At 45.0% G+C, this 18,076-nt stretch carries 22 protein-coding genes; 9 read left to right on the forward strand and 13 right to left on the reverse strand.

Annotation, left to right across the window (positions count from 1 at the left end; genetic code table 11):
* Positions 1-310 precede the first annotated feature (310 nt).
* Positions 311-2,248 carry a sugar phosphate nucleotidyltransferase gene (locus QUA56_RS20940; RefSeq protein ID WP_333361076.1) on the reverse strand — a complete coding sequence of 646 codons (1,938 nt, stop codon included), beginning with the start codon at positions 2,246-2,248 and terminating at the stop codon, positions 311-313.
* A 148-nt stretch (positions 2,249-2,396) separates the two neighbouring features.
* Between QUA56_RS20940 and QUA56_RS20945 the strand changes: the two genes are divergently transcribed.
* Positions 2,397-2,936, forward strand: a complete 540-nt coding sequence (locus tag QUA56_RS20945) for a Dps family protein (RefSeq protein WP_333361077.1) — start codon at positions 2,397-2,399, stop codon at positions 2,934-2,936.
* A gap of 123 nt (positions 2,937-3,059) precedes the next feature.
* On the opposite strand, the gene QUA56_RS20950 is transcribed toward QUA56_RS20945, so the two are convergent.
* On the reverse strand, positions 3,060-4,154 hold the full coding sequence (locus QUA56_RS20950) for a glycosyltransferase family 2 protein (protein ID WP_333361078.1): 1,095 nt from the start codon (positions 4,152-4,154) through the stop codon (positions 3,060-3,062).
* A 263-nt stretch (positions 4,155-4,417) separates the two neighbouring features.
* On the opposite strand from QUA56_RS20950, the gene QUA56_RS20955 reads away from it, so the two are divergent.
* The 6 genes from QUA56_RS20955 to QUA56_RS20980 all read left to right on the forward strand — a co-directional run bounded on the left by QUA56_RS20955 (position 4,418) and on the right by QUA56_RS20980 (position 9,671).
* Positions 4,418-4,588 carry a hypothetical protein gene (locus tag QUA56_RS20955; RefSeq protein WP_333361080.1) on the forward strand — a complete coding sequence of 57 codons (171 nt, stop codon included), beginning with the start codon at positions 4,418-4,420 and terminating at the stop codon, positions 4,586-4,588.
* A gap of 173 nt (positions 4,589-4,761) precedes the next feature.
* Positions 4,762-5,793 carry a glycosyltransferase family 2 protein gene (locus QUA56_RS20960; RefSeq protein WP_333361082.1) on the forward strand — a complete coding sequence of 344 codons (1,032 nt, stop codon included), beginning with the start codon at positions 4,762-4,764 and terminating at the stop codon, positions 5,791-5,793.
* Between the two features lie 130 nt (positions 5,794-5,923).
* Positions 5,924-7,375 (forward strand): NAD(P)/FAD-dependent oxidoreductase, encoded by a 1,452-nt coding sequence (locus QUA56_RS20965; protein ID WP_333361084.1) that lies wholly within the window; start codon positions 5,924-5,926, stop codon positions 7,373-7,375.
* A gap of 21 nt (positions 7,376-7,396) precedes the next feature.
* Positions 7,397-8,068: a nicotinamide riboside transporter PnuC gene (gene pnuC / locus QUA56_RS20970; RefSeq protein ID WP_333361086.1), complete on the forward strand. Its 672-nt coding sequence runs from the start codon at positions 7,397-7,399 to the stop codon at positions 8,066-8,068.
* Positions 8,065-9,054, forward strand: coding sequence for an AAA family ATPase (locus QUA56_RS20975; protein ID WP_333361088.1), 990 nt, complete (start codon positions 8,065-8,067; stop codon positions 9,052-9,054). The genes pnuC and QUA56_RS20975 overlap by 4 nt, the downstream gene beginning before the upstream one ends.
* Positions 9,055-9,182: 128 nt before the next feature.
* The gene (locus QUA56_RS20980) at positions 9,183-9,671 is read left to right on the forward strand and encodes a hypothetical protein (protein ID WP_333361090.1); all 489 of its coding nucleotides are present in this window, start codon (positions 9,183-9,185) and stop codon (positions 9,669-9,671) included.
* 143 nt (positions 9,672-9,814) lie between these two features.
* Here QUA56_RS20980 and QUA56_RS20985 read toward each other — a convergent pair whose 3' ends face one another.
* The 11 genes from QUA56_RS20985 to QUA56_RS21035 all read right to left on the reverse strand — a co-directional run bounded on the left by QUA56_RS20985 (position 9,815) and on the right by QUA56_RS21035 (position 17,284).
* The gene (locus tag QUA56_RS20985) at positions 9,815-10,171 is read right to left on the reverse strand and encodes a HepT-like ribonuclease domain-containing protein (protein ID WP_333361092.1); all 357 of its coding nucleotides are present in this window, start codon (positions 10,169-10,171) and stop codon (positions 9,815-9,817) included.
* Positions 10,149-10,496 (reverse strand): nucleotidyltransferase domain-containing protein, encoded by a 348-nt coding sequence (locus QUA56_RS20990; RefSeq protein ID WP_333361094.1) that lies wholly within the window; start codon positions 10,494-10,496, stop codon positions 10,149-10,151. The genes QUA56_RS20985 and QUA56_RS20990 overlap by 23 nt, the downstream gene beginning before the upstream one ends.
* Before the next feature lie 414 nt (positions 10,497-10,910).
* Positions 10,911-11,393 (reverse strand): transposase, encoded by a 483-nt coding sequence (locus tag QUA56_RS20995; RefSeq protein WP_333361096.1) that lies wholly within the window; start codon positions 11,391-11,393, stop codon positions 10,911-10,913.
* 120 nt (positions 11,394-11,513) lie between these two features.
* Positions 11,514-13,064, reverse strand: coding sequence for a GMC family oxidoreductase N-terminal domain-containing protein (locus tag QUA56_RS21000; RefSeq protein WP_333361098.1), 1,551 nt, complete (start codon positions 13,062-13,064; stop codon positions 11,514-11,516).
* 54 nt (positions 13,065-13,118) lie between these two features.
* Positions 13,119-13,496: a hypothetical protein gene (locus tag QUA56_RS21005; protein WP_333198476.1), complete on the reverse strand. Its 378-nt coding sequence runs from the start codon at positions 13,494-13,496 to the stop codon at positions 13,119-13,121.
* A gap of 209 nt (positions 13,497-13,705) precedes the next feature.
* A complete protein-coding gene (locus QUA56_RS21010; RefSeq protein WP_333361100.1) occupies positions 13,706-13,900 on the reverse strand; it encodes a hypothetical protein in 195 nt (64 codons plus the stop codon).
* An 87-nt stretch (positions 13,901-13,987) separates the two neighbouring features.
* Positions 13,988-14,293, reverse strand: a complete 306-nt coding sequence (locus QUA56_RS21015) for an alternative oxidase (RefSeq protein ID WP_333361102.1) — start codon at positions 14,291-14,293, stop codon at positions 13,988-13,990.
* Between the two features lie 181 nt (positions 14,294-14,474).
* Positions 14,475-14,756: a hexameric tyrosine-coordinated heme protein gene (locus QUA56_RS21020; RefSeq protein ID WP_333361104.1), complete on the reverse strand. Its 282-nt coding sequence runs from the start codon at positions 14,754-14,756 to the stop codon at positions 14,475-14,477.
* Between the two features lie 232 nt (positions 14,757-14,988).
* A complete protein-coding gene (locus QUA56_RS21025) occupies positions 14,989-15,870 on the reverse strand; it encodes an RNA polymerase sigma-70 factor (RefSeq protein ID WP_333361106.1) in 882 nt (293 codons plus the stop codon).
* Positions 15,867-16,277, reverse strand: a complete 411-nt coding sequence (locus QUA56_RS21030) for a hypothetical protein (RefSeq protein ID WP_333361108.1) — start codon at positions 16,275-16,277, stop codon at positions 15,867-15,869. The genes QUA56_RS21025 and QUA56_RS21030 overlap by 4 nt, the downstream gene beginning before the upstream one ends.
* Positions 16,278-16,336: 59 nt before the next feature.
* A complete protein-coding gene (locus tag QUA56_RS21035; protein WP_333361110.1) occupies positions 16,337-17,284 on the reverse strand; it encodes an NAD(P)-dependent oxidoreductase in 948 nt (315 codons plus the stop codon).
* Positions 17,285-17,448: 164 nt separating this feature from the next.
* Here QUA56_RS21035 and QUA56_RS21040 point away from each other — a divergent pair, with 164 nt between their 5' ends.
* A complete protein-coding gene (locus tag QUA56_RS21040) occupies positions 17,449-17,703 on the forward strand; it encodes a hypothetical protein (RefSeq protein WP_333361112.1) in 255 nt (84 codons plus the stop codon).
* Complete coding sequence (locus tag QUA56_RS21045; protein WP_333361114.1) at positions 17,696-18,052, forward strand: type II toxin-antitoxin system RelE/ParE family toxin; 357 nt, start codon at positions 17,696-17,698, stop codon at positions 18,050-18,052. Before QUA56_RS21040 ends, QUA56_RS21045 begins: the two co-directional genes overlap by 8 nt.
* Positions 18,053-18,076 lie beyond the last annotated feature (24 nt).

Consider the following 18,076-nt stretch of genomic DNA (forward strand, 5'->3'; position numbering starts at 1 on the left):
GAAACCCGGTTTATTCGCAAAATCTTTGGTTTCGATGCGAATTATCTAGGCAGAAACCGGTGTCGGGACACGCAGTGCGGCAAAATTAGGCTTGATAGGATTTTTGATACAGCATATTCCAGGTTGATGAAGTACAGCAGCCGCTATATTTATATTGTGTGATGTTAATATGTAGGGTGCGTCGCTGCGACCTTTTAAATGGAACTTGCAGATTGACCCGTGGCGACGCACCTTACTACAAGATTGTGTGTACCGCACATACATGGAATATGCTGTAGTTGTGAGCTGTCAGGCTCCATTTTAAGGCTGATTAAGCGATCGACTCACCAGATAGGGGAAAATCAATCAGCGTCTGCCGATAAACCTCCGGCAATCCCGTGTCAAAACACCGCCCTTGCACAACATAACCAGCCATTCCCTCGAAATGCCGCAATTTATCCAAACACGAGGTTAACTGGAATTCGCCTCTTTCTCGAAAATTGCCATTAATATGTTCTTCCAAATAATCAAATATTTTAGGATCGAGGACATACATCCCAAACATTGATAAAAATAAATCGTCCGCCATTCCTTCTACGCTTAAATGCTGCCGCGCATACTCGATATCCGGCTTTTCGTAAAGTTGCGTCACAGACAAAATAGCATCTTGTTCCTGCCAAACTCCCGCCGCGCAGCCGTAGTGATGAATTACCTCAGCTTGTGTTACTCTCAAACCAATTACGCTTTGCTGCACTTGCGAGTAGATATCCAATAGCTGACGCGCGCAAGAACTTTCAGTTTGCGAGGAGTAAATGTGGTCGCCCAAAAGCAGGAGAAATGGCTCGCTGTTTGCCCATTCTTTAGCACAAAATACCGCGTGGCCGAATCCTTCCTGAATATCTTGAGTCAGAATTGTAACTTTCTGCCCCAAATCTTGTAAATATTGGCTGTATTCCTGATTTTGCAGAGACAATTTTTGGAAAAGTTCGGGAGACGGGGGAGTTTTAAAGAAATCTTCAAAAAAAGTGCGATCGCCCTTTTGCACCACTATACCAACTTCTTCGATTCCCGCGCTCAAAGCTTCTTCCACAATTGCCAAAATTATCGGTTTAGCGCGGCCGTCGCGATCGATAATTGGAAAGAATTCTTTCTTGACTGCCTTAGTAGCCGGAAACATCCGAGTGCCGAAACCGGCCGCCGGAATCACGGCTTTGCGGACTCTGTACTGAGAACGGATTGTCAGTTTCAGACATTCCATCTGCGGGAAATCGCTGTTTATAATATCGATAACTTCCTGCTGGCCGTCCTCATCTTTCACGATCAACTGCGCCGTGCCGTCTCCTTGAGAACCTACTCCCTTCCCTCCCAAAATATAAGGCTGAATCGGTTGATAGTTTAGGATTTCGTGCAAAACTGGAGCAGTTAATTGCCCCGGACAAGCGGGGATTAAATACCTGTCAAATTCCCTCTGGGCAACTTTCATCAACTCGCCGATTTTAACTGCATCTCCCTGCTGTAAAGCGGAGGCCGCAGCTTGGGTAATTTGAGAACTAATTGCACCGAGATATTTCTGCACGTTTTCTTGAACTTCATTCGCCGCAAACGGGTAAGCCTGATTCAGGCTTGCCAGAATTTCTTGAGTATTTTTGCTAGCGCCCAAATCAACGATTACAAAAAACAAATCTTTGGCAACTTTTAGCTCAACAACATCCATTCCCGTGCCGTCAAAAATCATCATTATCGGGCGATTTCCATAGGCACAACCCTGATCCATGCGGCCGCAGCGCGAAGGTGTTGCAGTCTCCCCTAGATAAGCCATTTCCATTTCGGCGCGGACGTTCATTTTTAAATCGTATAAGCGATTGAAAGCGCGGGCTACTAACACGCAAATTGCGGCACTTGATGACAAGCCTTTCTGAATTGGTAAATCTGTTAAATAATTGTCAATTTCTAGTCCTCCCACGCCGCAGTGCGAGAGAAATTGATAAGCAACACCGGCTGCATAACTGAAAAAAGTTCCTGTTTGTGCCTCAGCAAGCAGAGCAGTTTTTTCCATCGGGAGTGCAGCTTCAATTTTTGTGCCGTCATTTAAAGCAGCCCGCAAAATCAAGTGTGTGGGATGTTGGTTAACTTCGGCATAAATTCCTTGATTTGTACTGGCAATCAGAGTGCAGCCTTTTTCGATAGCGGGATTGCGCGGGCGATAACCTGCGGCCCAATCGCTGTGTTCGCCAAACAAACAAAGGCGGCCTGGAACAAAAAGTTTCATTGCATCTATCTAAGGGTATCTATATTGCGATTACTTTAACCTGAAATGCAGATATTTTAATAAAATTCGATCGTCCTCTGGGTTGATGTAAGTGGCTGGCGCAATTTGTTTTAATAAATGTAAACAGAAATTTAAGGGGACAATTTCAATGCGTAAGTTAAACATAGGTCTATCTGACGAGCAGCGTGCAGGCGTTATCGAACTGTTGAATCACGACCTGGCAGATGCTTATCTGCTGTTAATCAAAACCAAAAAGTATCACTGGGATGTAGTGGGTCCGCAGTTTAGATCGCTCCACCAGTTGTGGGAAGAACACTATCAGGCGTTAACACTAAATATCGATGCTATGGCCGAACGGGTGAGAACTTTAGGTGGCTATCCAATTGGTACTGCTGAGGGTTTTCTGAAGTACGGTTCGATTAAAGAACATATTGGCGATTTGCCTTTAGCGACTGAGATGGTGTCGCGTTTAGTTGACGACCACGAACTGATTATTCGCAATCTCCGCCAACACGTCGAACAGTGCGGTGAAGAGTTTAAGGATGACGGAACCGCAGACTTTTTGACTGGTTTAATGGAACAGCACGAACAAATGGCTTGGATGCTGCGATCGTTTATTGAAGGGGAATCTATTTCGCCCGACGGTAAGCAGCCGAAATCTCAAACTGCTACAGCTTCTCACGCTTAGAGATATATAAGTAGAAGGAAGAAGCAAAAATTTATTTCCGTTGATTTAACTCTCTTCCATAGCTTGCCTCAAAAACCAGGTTTCTTTAAGAAATCTGGTTGTTTGATATTGGGTTTATTTGCGTTATCGATTGGCAAAATTATTGAATCGCATTTTTTCATAAACCTGGGACGGGAGCATTTTATGAATCCTGGTTCGCGTCTTGATGGTGGAAATTGTTGTGCCTTCAGTCTCTGTTGGTGTTGATTTTAAGTCTGACCGAGATGGAGTAACTGGTGAAAGTAGAATTTTTAATATACTTTCTATTGATAAAATGTAGAAGTTGTGGCGTAAAATAGTCATAAATAAATCTTCTCTAAAAGCTCGATACAGCCAAAACAATGTACTCCGATGGTTGCCGTTACGGTTGCTTTTAACGGCTAAATTGTATATATAAAAACTGCTGTTAGACCAGCGATAAATATTGGCAGGAATTTCAGGATGCCGCTCCCGCACCTCTGCCATAATTAGAGAGTGAGATTTTGCCATTGCTGCATAGTTGCAAGACATACTGCTGTGAATCTGTCGGTAGCCAACTAAAAATTCTGGCACTACTTTAAATTGATAATGCTCAGCGATGCGGAGAAAAAGTTCCAAGTCTTCGCAGCCTTGGGCGTTTTCGGCTTTCAATTGGCAATTGTAACCGCCGACTCTCTCGAAACAAATGCGGCGGATCAGAGATGAACTCGCATTACCCATAAAATATTTATAAACTAAGGCTTTGTATACTTCTCCTTCGATGGTGGAGTTGTAAAATCCACCAGTGAATAAGTCGTTTTCGTTGATATCAAGCGACCAGGAATAGACAACTCCTACGGATTGTTCTGATTTAATTAAGCATTCGACTTGTTTTTCTAGGTTTTGCGGGTACCAAATATCGTCGGCATCGATGGGAGCAATATATTCGCCGCTAGATTTTTCAATTGCTAGGTTGCGAGCGGCGGCGACGCCGGCATTTGACTGCGGTAATAAGCTGACTCGGCTATCTTTTTGAGCAAAAGATTTGACGATTTCGGCTGTGGTATCTGTAGAGCCGTCGTCAACTACTAAAACTTCTATGTTTTGATAAGTTTGAGATAAGACAGACTCTAATGTTTTAGCAATAAAAGTTTCAGCGTTGTAAGCTGGTATGATGACTGAAACTAATGGCTGATTTAAATTGTTTTGGGAGGTGTTCATGTAATATAAAAACTTGTTTATGTAAAAGTTTTGCCTCAAAGGGATCTAGCTAAGGGTATGTTAGCAAATTACGAAAGCCCGATCGTACACCGTCGGAAATTTTAAGATGTATATTTTAAATATATTGCCAAAACTCATAAAATGTGCACTGACACCGCAGTCTGGATACAAACTGGGTGCAGGAGTCACTCGCGGATGAGGTCTGTAACAAAAACTGTACCGGGGAAGTCCTGACAGCCTGCCTGTCTCCGTAGAAAGTATGTTTGATTTTATACGGTGTGCTTGCTTATAAAATCAATGTCTTGTACGGTGGAACAAAGCATCACAAAAATGCTGCTGGGGCTTTTTCGCAAGTTTACACAAACAATGATATATTTAAAGATTTTGTAAAGCTGTTGTCTGCATCAGGTCAGTCTCAGCAAGACATGGCGTAGAATACAGGCATGAATGGGGAAAAATGCAATCGAGAATGACAGCAAAAAATCTAGTTGAATACAAACAGAAATCGAGTTATAAATAAAAATGTAGAGCTAATTTTACCCTTAGTAAAGTAGCACCAAGAAAATTCCAGCAAATTTTTGCCCCTGCAATTTAAACAATTTAGGTAATGATTTCTACCGCCGACCCCACTGTATCCGTCATTATCCCAGTCCACAACGGGGGCGCTTACTTCCGCACCTGTTTGTCAAAACTGGCTCAAGCTGTGCCGAGACCGATCGAGATTATTGTAGTAGCAGATGGCGAAAGCGACGGTTCCTGGCGTCTGGCCAACGAATTCGGCGCCAAATTAATCAGAATTCCTGAGTGCGGGGGCCCAGCCCGAGCCAGAAATTTGGGAGCGCAAGCTGCGAAGGGAGATATTCTGTTTTTTGTGGATGCTGATGTCGCTGTTTGTCCAGAAGCTGTGGGTTATGCCGTCTCGGTGTTCAAAAATAATCCCTACTTGGCTGCTTTCATCGGCTCTTACGACGACGATCCTGGAGATCCCGATTTTCTATCGCAGTACAGGAACTTGCTGCACCACTACGTACACCAAACAGGTAATGAAGAAGCTTCGACTTTTTGGGGCGCGTGCGGAGTGATTCGCCGGGAAATTTTTTTGCAGATGGGTGGTTTTAATGAGAGTTACCGCCAAGCTTCGATCGAAGATATTGAACTCGGCTACCGTTTGAAACAAGCAGGTTATAAAATTCGGCTGTGCAAAACATTGCAGGTGAAGCATTTAAAGCGCTGGGAACCGATGGGGATGGTGAAAGCTGACTTTTTCTACCGAGCGCTGCCTTGGACGGAACTGATTTGGCGCGATCGCCAATTGAATAATGACCTCAATTTGCAAGTTTCAAACCGGATCAGCGTAATTTTAACTTATGCAGTGCTGCTAGCAATTTTGGGGACGTGCTGGTCGGTGAGCTGTCTGGTACTGGCTAGTTTGCTGGCAATACCGTTGGTAGCAATTAATGCACCACTTTACCGATTTTTTCACCGTAAACACGGTATCGTATTTGCCCTCAAAACAATTCCTTGGCACTGGCTTTTCTACTTTTACAGCGGACTGGCATTTGCGATCGGCACTGGTCGCCACTTATACCAAAAAAAACCCTTGACTGGCAAAGTTAGCTTGCCGGTATCCGCTCAGTAAATCAAGGCAAATCGTCCTTCAACATCAGGTCGCTCCATAGTTTCTCAGGGTATTCACGGGTGCATCTATCAATTTTAGAAGTTATAAATAACTGTATAGTTTTAGATCAAAAAGCTGGAGGTAGGCAAGCGTGAAACATTATCCTGTTGCGATCGTCGGTGCAGGCCCTGCGGGTTTGACTGCAGCCTACGAGTTAGTCAAGCAGGGCATCATCCCTGTTGTACTGGAAAAAGGTGATAAAGTTGGGGGAATAGCTCGTACCGAAACCTACAAAGGCTATCGTTTCGACATTGGCGGCCACCGCTTTTATACTAAAGTTGAAGCCGTGCAGCAGTTGTGGCAAGAGGTACTGGGAAATAAGTTTATTAAAGTGCCGCGATTGTCGCGAATTTTTTATCGAGGTAAATTTTTTAACTATCCGATCAGTGCCTTCAATACTCTCTTTAATTTGGGCATAATTGAGAGTACGCTAATTATTTTGAGTTATCTGAAAGTTAGAATTTGGCCGCTTAAGGAAGAAAAAACTTTTGAACAGTGGGTGATCAATCGTTTTGGCGAACGCTTGTATAAAACATTTTTTAAGACTTACACTGAAAAAGTTTGGGGAATTCCTTGTTCGGAAATTCAAGCAGATTGGGCGGCGCAGCGAATTAAAGGATTGTCGCTGACGACAGCAATTATTAATGCTTTGTTTGGCAGCAACGACACTAAAACATTAATCAAAGAATTTGATTATCCGGCTTTGGGGCCGGGGATGATGTGGGAAAAGTTCGCGGAAGCTGTGGAAAATAAAGACGGCAAAGTTTATCTCGATACTAAAGTGATTAGCTTTGAACGTGAAGGGAATAAAATTAAAAGTATTACTGCTGAGCAGAACGGAGAATTAGTTCAATATTCGGCGGATAATTTCATTACGAGTATGCCGATATCGGCGCTGGTAGCAAGGCTGAAACCGCAGCCGCCAGAAGAGGTGTTGCACGCCGCGCGATCGCTCAAATATCGAGATTTTTTGATTGTATCGCTGATTGTCGATCGCAAGGATTTGTTTCCTGACAACTGGATTTACATTCACTCCCCCGAAGTCAAAGTGGGACGAATTCAAAACTTTAAGAATTGGAGCGCCGCTTTAGTTCCAGACGCCAGCAAAAGTTGTTTGGGAATGGAATATTTCTGTAGTGTAGGCGACGAGATTTGGGAAATGTCGGACGCTGAACTTGTCGAATTAGCAACTCGCGAGTTGGTTGGTTTGGGTTTAGCAACAACTGCCGAGGTTGAAGATGGAGTTGTCATACGGCAACTTAAAGCTTATCCAGTTTATGATGGGGAATATCGCGGACACTTGCAGGTACTTGAAGGTTTTTTGAAGGGAATTGAGAATTTGCAGACGATCGGGCGCAACGGTATGCACCGATACAACAACCAAGACCATTCTATGCTGACTGGAATGCTGGCCGTGAGAAATATTCTCGGCGAAAAGCACGATTTGTGGGATGTGAATACTGAGCGATCGTACTATGAAGATTTTTCAGTCGATCGCTCAAAAGAAAAAAGCGATTCGGATTTGATTTCGCAGTCAATATAGCCTGGCGAAATAGGGCTTTCCATGAAAAAAGCGAACCTGCCAAACTTAATCGGCTCCGCAGCAAGCATCTTCGTGCTCCTGCTTTCAGTACAGCAGTTTGTCCCTATCCCGCTCGACTTAATCGAAGCGATCGCCGCGATCGCTTCTGCTTGGAGCGTTTGGCTGCTTGCTAAAAACAATCCCCTCGGCTGGTGGATCGGCTTAATCGGAGTTATCGCCTACGCTGCGGTGTTTTATCAAGTTAAACTTTACGGCGAAGTTGCGATTCAATTATTCTATTTAATCACGAGCTTGCAAGCAATTTATATTTGGCTGCGGGGCGGAGAAAACAGCACTGAAAAACCTGTATGTCGAATTTCTCAACGCTGGCTCATCCTCACCGCAGTCTTAGTTGCAGTTGGCGTATTTGGCTTGCGAACAGTATTAGTATCTTTGGGCGGGGCAGCACCATTTTGGGACGCCCTGACGACCATCTTAAGCGCGATCGCCCAGTTGTACCTGATGGAACGCTATCTCGAAAGCTGGTATTTGTGGATTGTTGCAGACACGATTTACGTTCCATTATATGCCTCGCGGGGGCTATATCTGACGAGTATTTTGTACGCGATTTTTTGGTTGATGGCAATTCATGGACTACAAAATTTTCAGCGGATTTACTCGGAACAAAAGTTAAAACAGCAGCAATCTTTATGATACTCGGTGTTACTGTAGGCAAATTTTACCCCTTCCACAAAGGACACGACTACTTAATTCGAGAAGCTAAAAAAAAGGTTGACCGTTTAATCGTTCTCGCCTGTTACAAAACAAATCAAGCAGTTGCAGGAAGCGTTAGAGCCGACTGGATTCGGTTTTTGCATCCCGACGCAGAAGTTATCGAAGTGCTCGACGATTTGCCGGAAGCGCCCGAACCTTGGGCTCAGAGGACTCTTGAGGTGCTTTGCGGGCGGAAACCCGATATCGCTTTTACTTCCGAAGATTACGGCGAACCTTGGGCAAAACTGATGGGATCTCAACACTGTGCAGTCGATCGCGAACGGCTCAAATTCCCGATTTCTGGAACGCAATTGCGATCGCACTTAGCCGAACACTGGCAAATGCTGACTCCCCCAGCCAAGGCCTACTTTGCCAAACGAATCTGCGTGCTGGGTGTAGAATCGAGCGGCACGACTACCCTAGCGCGATCGCTCGCACAGCACTACCAAACTGTTTGGGTGCCCGAATACGGCAGGTGTTACTGGGAAGGCCGGCAATATTCGCCCGATCCTGAAATTTGGGACAGCTATGAATTTGTAGAAATTGCCAAGAAACAAACTGCTATAGAAGACGATATTGCTACTCGCGCTAACAAAGTAGTTATTTGCGATACAGATTCTTTAGCTACTTGTATTTGGCACAAACGTTACGTTGGTTCGGAACATCGGACGATCGAGCAAATTGCAGACAGCCGCCGCTATGATTTGTATATTTTGACTCAGCCGGATTTCGGGTTTGTTCAGGATGGAACACGAGAAAGCGAACATTTACGGATGACTATGCACCAGTGGTTTGTTGAGGTTCTTCAGAAGAAAGGAAAGCGGTATATTACTGTGGGAGGAGCGCATGAGTTGCGAATGTCGGAGGCTCTACGGGCGATCGATTCTGTTTTGGTGTTTGAACCGTTAAAGGAGCTAGAGAATTAAAAATAAGTGGAGTGCGATCGCGCATCTTTTATTTGCGGGCGATCGCTCTTGTAAAATATCTCTTTATTCTAGAAAAACCTATTAAAATAGTCGATATAATTGGTTAAAAAATTGCAGGGGAAAAATTTATGAAACTCACGGATTTGCCCCAAGATGTTCTCGATGATTTATGTCAAGACGAACAGTGGCGATTAGATATCGATCCGGGATTTGACAGCAAACACGAATTTTGGATGGCATGGCACCATTTTCTCAAGTTACCGGAGAAATCCTATTTTCCTCGCACCGAAGATAGTCTGGCAGATTTCCTCACAGTTGAAGAGTATAACTTGCTGTTGCCAGTGCCGCGATCGCACCATGCCAGCATCTATCCCATTCGATTGATTCCGAGTGCTGACAAACAGACACTCACCCTGTTTCTTCAGGACTCTTACCATCGCGATTGGTTCACAAAGCCCAGCGATGCCCGTTATGGATTTCTGGCGATCTGCGATCGCTACCAGAAGTTTGGCTGCGATTTCTATCTTGCCAGCTATTATCATTTTGCTTACCTCCTCGGAAAAGATTACGAAGTGGCTGTAGCGATTCTTACTCAAAAATTAGGTCAGCTACCGTAGTTGATGTCCGATTGAATGATATCAATTAAGATTAGTTTATAGTGAAGACTTTAGCCCGCAGGCTCCTGGGGACTAAAGTCCTCACTACAAACCGGATCGATCGCCCTCAAGCCCTCAGCGGAGGGATTTGACCGATCGCGATATCAAATATCATCAGGTAACGGTGGCAGTAATGCCTGTATTTGTACCAGCAAACTAGGCAAAATACTTGTAACTATATTCCAAATAACTTCCGAACTCACTTGGTCATAACGGTGCACCAAAATATTGCGTAAGTTAATCGCATTCCGCCAATCAATTTCGGGATGAAACTGCTGAAACTCGATCGAAACTCTCCTAGCTGCTTCGCCCAAAATCCCCAACTGCCTCTCTACGGCACTTTGGATCAAAACACTTTCCAGATAAGTCTCCAATGAAAAATCAGCAGTAAACTCCTGAATCCGACGAATTGCCTGCGCCATGTCCCAAAGTGAATCATTATTCCGATCGTTCGCTTGCATAAATCACTCGATGCGTTTTCAAAATGTTCGATCGCCGATAGGGATTTTTTAACAGCTTTTTTTCCACCAAATCTACAGGACGGTGAAATAAACTCTCTATTTCTTCCTGCATACCCAATAAATGAGACAGCGTGAGGCGGTGCGATGGCTCGTAAGTAACTAATACATCCACATCGCTATCAGGGCGAAAATCATCCCGGAGCACTGAGCCAAACAGGGCAAACTCGACTATGTTCCAGCGCTGGCAAAATTGTGCGATCGCATCTAGAGAGACTTTTAAGCGATCGGTCACAACATATTCTAAATCCGATTGCAACTCAATCATGGGCGAGCTAACATCCAACGAGAGCAACTAACATCTTTTGATTGTAACATCACAAGTCTTACTGACCCTTAAGATCCTGGTGGGTGCATAACAGTTTCGGGAGCATCTCAGTTTTGCATTTATAGTGCGAGCTTAAGAGCTCGCGATTTGTAGAATACGCGAGCTCTTAAGCTCGCACTATAATAAAAAAAAAAATGCTTTTTGCAAAACTGAGATGCTCCCACAGTTTCAATGTTGGGTCATCATCATGCTTCTCCTATGCTAATATTTGAAGTAACTTTTACTTCGGAAATAGCTGGCATCATTACCCGACATTGGGGACAAAACCAGCAAATTTTTTGTTTGTGAATGTGCCGCAACAATGGCTCAGAACAACAAGGACATTCCTGCATTCTCTTTTACCTATATAATTAATTAGAGAAAAACTATTTTAGGAGCAGCCATATGTCCTAAATAAAGATAGGCAGCCGATCGCAGCACAATTTCGGAGTAGAGAATCTTTTGAATATCTAAACTCGGCGCACGTTTTGCAGTGAATTTGTAAGCCACGATTTCCCCTTCCAAACTGAATTCAGTATCCGTCAAGTAGTGGTCGTAATCGTGCATTCCATGAAAAATAAATCCATAAATAGGATTAGGATAAACAGCAGAATCGTAACTCTCAGCGGATACCCAAAGTTGCTGAAGCTCAATATCTGCAAACATTTTTTCAGCGTTGTCATAACGCATATAATCTGAAAATTTTAGATTTAAGGGCAATCTCTGGAACTCACCCATCAGCCAATCACAGAGTTGGGTGATGGTTTCATCTGAAATCTCGGCTGGCTTGCCTTCCAGGTAGAGTTTGGCGAGAGTTTCTACTTGGGATGCAGTTGTGTTTGATTTTGTGAGAGTCATATCGCTACCCTCCTAACCTTGAACTACCTTGAGTCTGACATTTTTAAACAACAACTTCTATGAGCTAGCTCATAGTTGGCAAAGAAACAGTCAAGGCTATTTAATCGATCGCACTCCCTGTTAATTTGTCATTGCTTCCTGTACTTGCTGTGAAACGCAACCTGCGGCTTTAATTAAATCTGCTGCCTTTTCGCCGATCGCAATTGTCGGCGCATTCGTATTTCCTGTGGTGATTGTTGGCATGATGGAAGCATCTACCACACGCAACCCCTCAACTCCATGTACGCGGAGTTCAGAGTCTACAACCGCCATTGAGTCAGTTCCCATTTTGCAGGTGCCGACAGGATGAAACACCGTACCGCACGTTTCCCGGATGTAGGCTTCGATGGCTTCATCGCTCTTAACATCGGCACCAGGAGCGACTTCCTCACCTCGAAACTCATCAAAGGCACTTGTCTGAAATAATTTGCGGAATAATTTAATTCCTGCAATGACTTTTTGCACATCAGATTCACTTTGGAGATAGTTCATCCGAATCATTGGTGGATCTTTCGGATCGGGCGATCGTAAAGATACACTACCAATACTCTCAGGATGGATCAAACATACTAAACCAGTGAATCCCGAATCAGAACTAGGAGGGAATGTCAACACAACAGGGCTGAAGATCAACTGTAAATCAGGCGCAGCATCCAGATTACCCTCGCTATGCAAAAACAATCCGGCTTCAACGATACTACTGGTGATTGCAGGGTGTAAATCCTGAGTTGCCAGGTGTACCACAGGAATGAGAGGATGATCTTGGAGGTTTTGACCGACACCAGGCAAATCGACTACTACAGAAATACCCAATGATTCCAGGTATTCTTGATTACCAATGCCCGAAAGCATCAGCAACTTAGGCGAATCGAATGCGCCAGCACTTAAAATCACTTCCCGGTTAACCCGGACTTGGTGCAGCGTTTCCTCGTGCATATATTCCACCCCAACGGCGCGGGTTCCCTCAAACAACAATCGAGTCACCAACGCTGCTGTCGTTGTTGTCAAATTGGGACGATCGAGAATTGGCACCAGGAATGCAGCAGCGGTACTGTGCCGTTTTCCATCTTTAATCGTCATCTGATAGAGTCCTGCGCCTTCTTGGTGCATCCCATTGAAATCAGGATTGTTGTGATATCCCATTGCTACAGATACTTCTACAAATCGTTGGGATATCGGTGCCGGGGAAATTAGATCCGTAACGCTCAACTCCCCATCAACCCCGTGGTATTCGGAAGCACCTCGTTGCTGGTTTTCAGATTTCTTGAAATATGGCAATACATCTTGATAACTCCAACCGGGATTACCCAATTCTTGCCAGCGATCGTAATCATGAGGATTGCCTCGGACATAAAGCATGAAATTAATCGAACTGCTGCCGCCCAAGACTTTGCCGCGGGGATGAAAGACTTTGCGGTTATTGAGGTAAGGTTCTGGTTCTGTAAAGTATGCCCAGTCTACCTCAGAGCCTAGTAAGTTGAAGCATTCCAACGGGATTTGAATCTCTGGTTTCGTATCTGGATTGCCAGCTTCGAGCAACAACACGGTTGTTTCACTGTCTTCTGTCAGACGGTTGGCGACAACACAGCCTGCCGAACCTGCACCAATTACAATGTAGTCATAGTTCGTCATAACATTCTCCTGCTTTGTTGTATGTAATCGATTAACTTAGTCAGGCTAGAAGATTCAACTTTTCCTACAAGCTTTCTGCATCAAGATACGGTTGTTTTTGTACACCTCTAAAGTTCCAGACTTCGGGCTATCCAACGTGCCATCCCACACCCAATATTGATAATTGCCCTTCCGAAACTTATAGACTCGAACGCCTTCTGTAGCTTTGCTAGTACCTCCGCCCAAACTTAAATTACCGTTGGAACTGGTCGAGCGATATAGCAGTTCACCCGAAGCCTTCTTTTTCCAAATATTAATGTTGTAACCACCCTGGCATCTCGTACTGAGGATGAGGTCAGCAGTAGAATCAGCAGACGCAGGTAAGGAAAAATTAGCTAAGACACAGATTGGTAGAGCAAGGAGTAAAGCTGATTTTTTCAGTAGTGTTTTCATAGTTCTTAAGAATGTTGTAGAACTCATTGGACTGCCATCATTCAGATCGAATTGCAATCCAATTTCAAATTATAACACCTCCTACAACCAACCCGTTTTATCTGCGTTGGCAGCGACCGCTTCAACAACTGTATGGGGACTTTTGAAAGTTAGCCGCGCTTCTGGTTTCTGGAGTGTCACCATCGTTTTGACGTGTTCGTCTTCGTCATCTAAGAGGGCTGAAGCCCAACAACGTACCTCATCTTTCTGAGAACCGCTATATAAAGATCGCCATCCCGATAGAAATTGATTGCCACCTGGGGCGCAGGTTGAGCTTTCAGTTGGGCTTCATAGGTTTTCAAGTATTCGTCATAGGTGTGATAGGCATGACCGAAAGCATCCAGGATACCCGCCACGTGATTCATCCGTCCAGAAATAAAAAACCTGTATCCGATGAAACTTGCCCCCCGAATTTATCCGTGGGGTCAATGCTTTAATCTAAAATCTAAAATCTAAAATCGCGCAATCGATTGACCTTCAATCAGTTTCATCAGGTAGTAGGCGTAAGAGGGAAACAGCATATAAATCAGCACTACCACCCAGTAGTAAGCCACGGCAACGTGTTGAGCGATGAAGCGATCGATCCAGAGGCGATCGCCCCCCAGTGATTCCATAATTAACAAATGATGCAATTCGTTCCAGGTTTCAGCGAAGTGAACTTTCAACAAGTCAGCTTTGCGCCAGTAACCCAGCGTCTCGTACAGATGCAGCACTGATAGATAGGAAAAGTAAGGCACGCGGGCGATGGTTTCCAGCATATAAAACCGAGGGTAGGAACGATTTCCGTAGACGACATCTACAAAAAATTACTAGAGTGAAGACAAAAAAACCAACTATCAATCGAATCAAAACTTTCATGGTGCATTCGTCAAAAATTGAATACATTACCAGCGGTTCAGAACCCCGACTTGTCTGAGAAGTTGGGGTTCTGACTTGTACCTACTTACGCCAGTAGTTGTTGGCAGCAGCGACTGTGGCAAATTCTATTGCGACAACGTGACCAACTGCAATCAGCATCATGGCATCATTGCCATAAACCTCTCGTAACTGTTTGCGCTTTTCTTCATCAGGCTGAGTCATTTTAATAATCAGCCGTGCCATTTTGACTGCCAGTTGCCGTCCCTCTTCAGGGGTTTCTGTCAAAAGCGAGTTATTGGGAACCAATGTAACTTCGGCTGGTGTTACAACAGATGGATTGTTGGGAGGCATTATATTATCCATGTCAAAATCTCCTGATTTAGTGTCTTTTTTAGAATCGGAATGATTTAACCGCAGAGGACGCAGAGAGCGCAGAGGAAGAGAAGAGAGAGATAAATGATTCCGATGCAAACGGATAAGGATATCAAATGCTGAACCCTTACCTCTTTGAGTTCATTGCTTCGAGCGTAGAATGAGATTTCAATAGCTTCTATGAGCTAGGTCAAACTTGAATCAACTCACCGATGGTTTTCAGTTACTTCTCTAAAGATATCTCCTGGCAAATCCGCTCTAGCTTTTCTGGATTACGCACACTGTAAATAGACTGGATATAGCCATCAACAATCTCAAACGTCATCACACTGTGAATGCGGCCATCCAGATATTGAATCATGCCTGGTTGTCCGTTGATGTCGGCTAAGCTAGACACAGCATTAAGCGTCCATTTGCGACGAATAGCTAATAGCATTCGAGCTACTTTCATTGCCCCGTGTATCGGCTTGATGGCTGCAATCACTTTGCCTCCACCATCTGAACAAAACGTCACATCCTTCGCCAGTAACAGCAACAAGTCTTGCAAATCGCCCTTGGTGGAGGCATCTAAAAATTGGGCTGTAATCTGCTTTTGTTGAGGCCGAGAAACTGGGAAACGAGGACGTTGGTCGGCAAGATGCTGCTTCGCCCGTCGCAGGATTTGGCGACAGTTGGTGGGACTCTTGCCGACCATCTGAGCAATTTCGTCATAGTCGTAGTCAAAGACATCGCGGAGTAGAAATACTGCCCGTTCGATCGGAGATAAACGCTCCATTACAGTTAAAAATGCGATCGAGAGCGAGTCTGCTAATTCCATTAGATCGGTTGAATTTTCGGATTGTGGCGTTAACATCGGTTCTGGTAGCCAGGTACCGACGTATTGTTCTCGTTGGACACGCGCCGATCGCAAATGATCGATGCAGAGACGAGTAGTAATAGTTGTCAGATAAGTCTTTGCCGATCGCACGGTTTCGCTTGCCGTCTGTTGCCAGCGCAGGAAGGTTTCTTGTACCATATCTTCGGCATCTGTGACAGTTCCCAGCATTCGGTAGGCGATCGAGAACAGCAACGGACGATGGTGGTTAAAATCATCCAGAGAACTCATAAAGCCCCCTGCTCTTGTTGCTGAATAGTTCTCAATGCCCAGAAGCCAATTCCCGCTCCTAATCCATCCACAATTAATATCAGGATGGCTGTGACTTGGAACACCAAACCCCAGCCTTCAAAGGCAACTTGAGACACATGATCTGGACTAATCGCGATGAAATGATTGTAGAACCCAAACAGGAACGATCCTGCTATTGAACTGAGCAAGAGCCAGATACCAATGCGGTAGAACTGCGTCCAAAGCAAAACGGCTGCAATGATGGGAATCAGAACAATCACAATACCCACAAACAAACTCTGAAGCAGAGAGAGGGGAATTGGGATTTCCAAATGCGCTAAACCATGCACTCCGTTTGCGATCGCATGGATGACCGCGATCGTTGTTCCATATTGAGCAATCTTCATTTTATTTCTCCCTGATTAGAAAGCTTTTTAGACAACTCCTAGTGTTAGCCCGATCGAGTTTAAATTCTCAGTTGGCCCTCTTCAACGGCATTTTTAACAAGCCATTCCAACGATCGAGCCTGAAAATTTAGTTCGCGTTTTGCCTTACCATTAGAGACACCTCGTATCTGGGTGCCATAGTAGACAGCATCTGCACCGCTGATTCGCAGAGCATCCTCAACTGATACCTGCGGTGGCGGTGGAGCATTGAGCCACTGGGCATAAGCAGGAAGCCACACGCGCACCTCTAAGGGTCGATCGTCCGCAATTAAGTAAATACCGGGATTTCCCCGATCGACTGCCGCCACCGTCGCAAAGGCCGCATCCTCAATGTGAACCCAAGACCATAGCCCTTCGCCATTTCCGACGATCGGGAATTGTTGCTGCCGCACCTGTTCGGCAACGTCTCCATCGGTTGCGTACCAAGTGCCGGGCCCGTAGAAGAAGCCGTAACGCAGGATAATTCCTTCTAGATTGGGGTTCCCTAGTAAGGGATGTTCAATCTCATTCAGGGTGCGGGTTCCGTCTGCAACTGCGGGCGAGGCATCTAAGGCTAGCGGTGTTTCTTCGTCTGCCAATCCTGTACCGGGAATCGCCCAAAATGCGATCGACTGCCGGATGTAACGACGCACACCAGCCGCTTGCGCTGCCGCTAGGACATTTGCACCTCCTTCGAGACGGATGCGATCGTTCAGTGCTGCTGCCGCCTGCATTGTCTCAGGCGTGTAGGTTTTAGGCAGAGAGGTGAGTTGTTCGATTACAACTTCCGGTTGAGCGCGAATCACAGCAGCTTTGACAGCATCTGCATCAAACACATCTGCGATCGCCGGTTCCACACCTTGTTCAGCTAAAATCCGTGCTTTTTCGGGAGTGCGGGTTAACGCCACTACATCATGTCCTGCGCTGTGCAATTGGGCGAGTAGCGGACGACCGATCGCCCCCGTTGCACCTGCAACAAAAATTCTCATCTAGGAACCTCCTGTTGAAGCCTGTGAGGTATTTATAGATAAGACGAAAGAGCATCGTTAGTTGTGACAATTCGTGCATCAGTGCGATCGAACAGGGTTATCAATAGGAAACACGCAATATAATTATTGATAAGATCGGAGGAGCTAGATTTAGAGGTCATCTTATGTCGCCGATTAAACAACGCCTTCTAGAAGCGATCGAACGGACTCCTGAATCGATTTTAGAGCAAACCCTGACATTCCTGGAATTTTTGACCAGTCGGACACAGGCCGGGATCGTCCCAGACTTTGACTCAGATTTTGATTCAGACACCGACTCCAACGACCAAATCCTCGCTGACCTGAAAGCCTCCTTCCACCAAGCCAAAGCTGGACAAACTTTCCCCATTGAGGAACTCTGGGACGGCATCAATGTCTGATATGCCAGTCCAACTCAAATTCACGGCACTCTTCAAACGTCGCCTCAAAGGACTCGCTAAAAAGTATCGCCAAATTCAAACGGATGTTCAGCCCGTCCTCGATGAGATTATCCAAGGAAACTTCATCGGAAACCAGATTGCAGGAACCCAATACACCGTTTACAAAGTCCGGGCTAAAAACAGTGATTCCCAAATTGGTAAGAGCGGTGGTTATCGTTTGATTTATCAAGTTGAATCACCGACTCAGGTTGTCTTACACCTGATTTACTCGAAATCAGAACAAGCAAACGTCTCGGCCGAGGAAATCCAAACTGCGATCGCACAATACCAAGCAGAACCAGGCGAATAAGACATTTTTCAAGTCTAAACTTTG

This window comes from Microcoleus sp. N3A4 (assembly GCF_036701805.1).
In the GTDB taxonomy this organism is placed as follows: Bacteria; Cyanobacteriota; Cyanobacteriia; order Cyanobacteriales; family Microcoleaceae; genus Microcoleus.

Excerpts from the sequence above, each read along its gene's own strand:
- QUA56_RS20940 (WP_333361076.1), bottom strand. The coding sequence starts at position 2,248 with ATGAAACTTTTTGTTCCAGGCCGCCTTTGTTTGTTTGGCGAACACAGC.
- QUA56_RS20945 (WP_333361077.1), top strand. The coding sequence starts at position 2,397 with ATGCGTAAGTTAAACATAGGTCTATCTGACGAGCAGCGTGCAGGCGTT.
- QUA56_RS20950 (WP_333361078.1), bottom strand. The coding sequence starts at position 4,154 with ATGAACACCTCCCAAAACAATTTAAATCAGCCATTAGTTTCAGTCATC.
- QUA56_RS20960 (WP_333361082.1), top strand. The coding sequence starts at position 4,762 with ATGATTTCTACCGCCGACCCCACTGTATCCGTCATTATCCCAGTCCAC.
- pnuC (WP_333361086.1), top strand. The coding sequence starts at position 7,397 with ATGAAAAAAGCGAACCTGCCAAACTTAATCGGCTCCGCAGCAAGCATC.
- QUA56_RS20975 (WP_333361088.1), top strand. The coding sequence starts at position 8,065 with ATGATACTCGGTGTTACTGTAGGCAAATTTTACCCCTTCCACAAAGGA.
- QUA56_RS20980 (WP_333361090.1), top strand. The coding sequence starts at position 9,183 with ATGAAACTCACGGATTTGCCCCAAGATGTTCTCGATGATTTATGTCAA.
- QUA56_RS20985 (WP_333361092.1), bottom strand. The coding sequence starts at position 10,171 with ATGCAAGCGAACGATCGGAATAATGATTCACTTTGGGACATGGCGCAG.
- QUA56_RS20990 (WP_333361094.1), bottom strand. The coding sequence starts at position 10,496 with ATGATTGAGTTGCAATCGGATTTAGAATATGTTGTGACCGATCGCTTA.
- QUA56_RS20995 (WP_333361096.1), bottom strand. The coding sequence starts at position 11,393 with ATGACTCTCACAAAATCAAACACAACTGCATCCCAAGTAGAAACTCTC.
- QUA56_RS21000 (WP_333361098.1), bottom strand. The coding sequence starts at position 13,064 with ATGACGAACTATGACTACATTGTAATTGGTGCAGGTTCGGCAGGCTGT.
- QUA56_RS21005 (WP_333198476.1), bottom strand. The coding sequence starts at position 13,496 with ATGAAAACACTACTGAAAAAATCAGCTTTACTCCTTGCTCTACCAATC.
- QUA56_RS21010 (WP_333361100.1), bottom strand. The coding sequence starts at position 13,900 with ATGAATCACGTGGCGGGTATCCTGGATGCTTTCGGTCATGCCTATCAC.
- QUA56_RS21015 (WP_333361102.1), bottom strand. The coding sequence starts at position 14,293 with ATGCTGGAAACCATCGCCCGCGTGCCTTACTTTTCCTATCTATCAGTG.
- QUA56_RS21020 (WP_333361104.1), bottom strand. The coding sequence starts at position 14,756 with ATGGATAATATAATGCCTCCCAACAATCCATCTGTTGTAACACCAGCC.
- QUA56_RS21025 (WP_333361106.1), bottom strand. The coding sequence starts at position 15,870 with ATGAGTTCTCTGGATGATTTTAACCACCATCGTCCGTTGCTGTTCTCG.
- QUA56_RS21030 (WP_333361108.1), bottom strand. The coding sequence starts at position 16,277 with ATGAAGATTGCTCAATATGGAACAACGATCGCGGTCATCCATGCGATC.
- QUA56_RS21035 (WP_333361110.1), bottom strand. The coding sequence starts at position 17,284 with ATGAGAATTTTTGTTGCAGGTGCAACGGGGGCGATCGGTCGTCCGCTA.
- QUA56_RS21040 (WP_333361112.1), top strand. The coding sequence starts at position 17,449 with ATGTCGCCGATTAAACAACGCCTTCTAGAAGCGATCGAACGGACTCCT.
- QUA56_RS21045 (WP_333361114.1), top strand. The coding sequence starts at position 17,696 with ATGTCTGATATGCCAGTCCAACTCAAATTCACGGCACTCTTCAAACGT.